Genomic DNA, 2,829 nt, shown 5'->3' with positions numbered 1-2,829 from the left:
GCCTCATCGGCGTCGAAGACGATCTTGCCGGTCGCCGCGCCCGGCGAGGCCGGCAGGCCCGCCGCGACGACAGTGCGCGGCGCCTTGGGGTCCAGCGTCGGGTGCAGCAGTTGGTCCAGCGCGCCCGGCTCGACGCGGCTGACCGCCTCGTCCTGAGAGATGACGCCTTCGGAGGCCAGGTCCACGGCGATCTTCAACGCCGACTTGGCCGTGCGCTTGCCGTTGCGGGTCTGCAGCATCCACAGGCGGCCCTGTTCGACCGTGAACTCGATGTCCTGCATGTCGCGGTAGTGGCTTTCCAGCCGCCCCACCACGTCGACGAACTGGGCGAACACCTGCGGCATCGCCTCTTCCATCGACAGCGCCGTCTCGCCCATCTCCTCGCGGCCCGCCTTGGTCAGGGACTGCGGCGTGCGGATGCCCGCGACCACGTCCTCGCCCTGGGCGTTGATCAGGAACTCGCCGTACAGCTTGTTCTCGCCGGTCGAGGGGTTGCGGGTGAAGGCGACGCCCGTGGCACTCGTCTCGCCCATGTTGCCGAACACCATCGACTGGACGTTGACGGCCGTGCCCCAGCTTTCGGGAATGTCGTGCATGCGGCGATAGAATTTCGCCCGGTCGTTCATCCAGCTTTCGAACACGGCGCCGACAGCGCCCCACAGCTGGGCCTGGGGATCCTGCGGGAAGGGCTTGCCCAGCTCACGCTCGACCAGGGCCTTATAGTCCGCGACCACCTTTTCCCAGTTCTCGGCGGTCAGCTCGGTGTCGACCGAGACGCCCAGACGATCCTTGTGGTCATCCAGCACCTCTTCGAAATAGTCGTGACCCAGGCCCAGAACCACATTGGAATACATGGTGATGAAGCGACGGTAGGAATCGAAGGCGAAGCGGCGGTCGCCCGACAGCTTGGCCAGCCCCTCGACCGTTTCATCGTTCAGGCCCAGGTTCAGGACGGTGTCCATCATGCCCGGCATGGAGGCGCGGGCGCCCGAGCGCACCGACACCAGCAGGGGGTTGGCGGCGTCGCCGAAGGTCTTGCCCACCACGCCCTCGACGTGGGCCAGGGCCGCCACCACCTGATCCGTCAGGTCCGACGGATAGGTTTCCTGATTGGCGTAATACCAGGTGCAGACCTCGGTCGTGATGGTGAAGCCGGGGGGCACCGGCAGGCCGAGAGACGACATCTCGGCCAGGTTCGCGCCCTTGCCGCCGAGAAGGTTCTTCATCGTCGCGTCGCCGTCAGCGGACCCGCCGCCGAAGCCATACACCCACTTGGTCATTTCGTAGTTCCTGAACCGTGGTCATGCGAGACTGAGTCCCGCCTTATGCGGGGTTTCACTAGCGCGCTGCACCTGCGAAGGCGAGGCCGCAGGCGTAACAATCCGTGAGGGGTTGTATCGTTCGTCATCGGATCAGGCCCAAACCATGGAGCGGCCAATGGAAAACGCCCGCCGGTTTCCCGACGGGCGTTTGCGTTCACGCGGCCCCGAGTGGAGGCTCAGGCCGGATCCGTTCAGGCGGCGACGGTGATCGCGCCTTCGGCCGGGTCGCGCAGGACATAGCCGCGGCCCCAGACGGTCTCGATGTAGTGCTTGCCGCCGGCGGCCGTCGCTAGCTTCTTGCGCAGCTTGCAGATGAAGACGTCGATGATCTTCAGCTCCGGCTCGTCCATGCCGCCGTACAGGTGGTTCAGGAACATTTCCTTGGTCAGGGTCGTGCCTTTGCGCAGGGAGAGCAGCTCCAGCATCTGATATTCCTTGCCGGTCAGATGCACGCGGTGGCTGTTCACCTCAACCGTCTTGGCGTCCAGGTTCACCGCGATCTCGCCGGTGTGGATAATAGCCTGGGCGTGGCCCTTGGAGCGACGGACCACGGCGTGGGTGCGCGCGATCAGCTCATCCTTGTGGAAGGGCTTGGTCAGATAGTCGTCGGCGCCGCCGCCGAAGGTCTTGACCTTGGTGTCAATCTCATGGCTGCCCGAGAGGATCATCACCGGCGTATTGATCTTGCCGTTGCGCAGCTGGCGCAGAACCTCAAGCCCGCTCATGTCCGGCAGGTTCAGGTCCAGCAGAATGAGGTCGTAGTCATAGATCTTGCCCAGATCGATGCCTTCTTCACCCAGGTCGGTCGTATAGACGTTAAAGCCTTCCGACTTGAGCATCAGCTCAATGCTTTGGGCTGTCGCGTGGTCGTCTTCGATCAGCAGGACGCGCATTCTTGCCCCTCCAGGCAAAGCTTGGGATAGCCGCGCGGGAGCGACGGCCGGGTAACCTTGTTCCAACGTTAACGGGCCAAAACCTTAAGAAGGGTTAACGCATCCCGATATGAAACGCCTAAGGTGATTTGCGAATCGCCGTCTAGAGTCCTGAGTCAAGGATTCGTTAATTTATTTGGCGCCGCCCCCTCATTCCCCTGTTGACGTCTGGCGCGTCTTCCACAGGGGACGTGCACAACCGCCCCTGCCGATGCCGGACCCCGCCTGGGGAAGCGACCGTTTCTGACGTCTCATAGGACAATATTCCTAATTCAGTCGCCAGACGCACTCATAATGGCGACATCCACAGGAATGGCGGGAGGAAGCGCAGATCATGGAACCCTATCGCGTGCCGGTGACGGAGGGCGACCGCATCCGGGCGGACGCGGCCCTGTCGCTGTCGGGCCTGGCCCTGGGCGTGCCAACCGCCGAAATGATGCGGCGCGAGCGGGTGCGGCCTCGGGCCTGTCGGGCGCGCTGGTCGGCCATGTATCTGGCGCACGTCTCATTCGGCTGGCCGCTGGAGCGGGTGGCTCACGCCTTCGGCCTGAACCGGGCGACGGCGGGCGCCGCCT

3 protein-coding genes are annotated in these 2,829 nt (G+C 64.2%); 1 reads left to right on the top strand and 2 read right to left on the bottom strand.

Features of this window, described 5'->3' with window-relative positions:
• Both RT567_RS15690 and ctrA read right to left on the bottom strand, forming a co-directional pair.
• On the bottom strand, positions 1–1,280 hold a 1,280-nt coding region (locus RT567_RS15690), incomplete at its 3' end, for a PEP/pyruvate-binding domain-containing protein (RefSeq protein ID WP_313577161.1).
• Between the two features lie 233 nt (positions 1,281–1,513).
• On the bottom strand, positions 1,514–2,215 hold the full coding sequence (ctrA, locus tag RT567_RS15685; RefSeq protein WP_125899925.1) for a response regulator transcription factor CtrA: 702 nt from the start codon (positions 2,213–2,215) through the stop codon (positions 1,514–1,516).
• A gap of 373 nt (positions 2,216–2,588) precedes the next feature.
• Here ctrA and RT567_RS15680 point away from each other — a divergent pair.
• The coding region (locus tag RT567_RS15680) for a chromosomal replication initiator DnaA (protein WP_313577160.1) at positions 2,589–2,829 on the top strand (241 nt) is incomplete at its 3' end.

The organism is Brevundimonas sp. (genome assembly GCF_032107865.1).
GTDB lineage: Bacteria > Pseudomonadota > Alphaproteobacteria > Caulobacterales > Caulobacteraceae > Brevundimonas.
The sequence above is the reverse complement of the archived record's forward strand: the minus strand, read 5'-3'. Positions and strand labels throughout refer to the sequence as shown.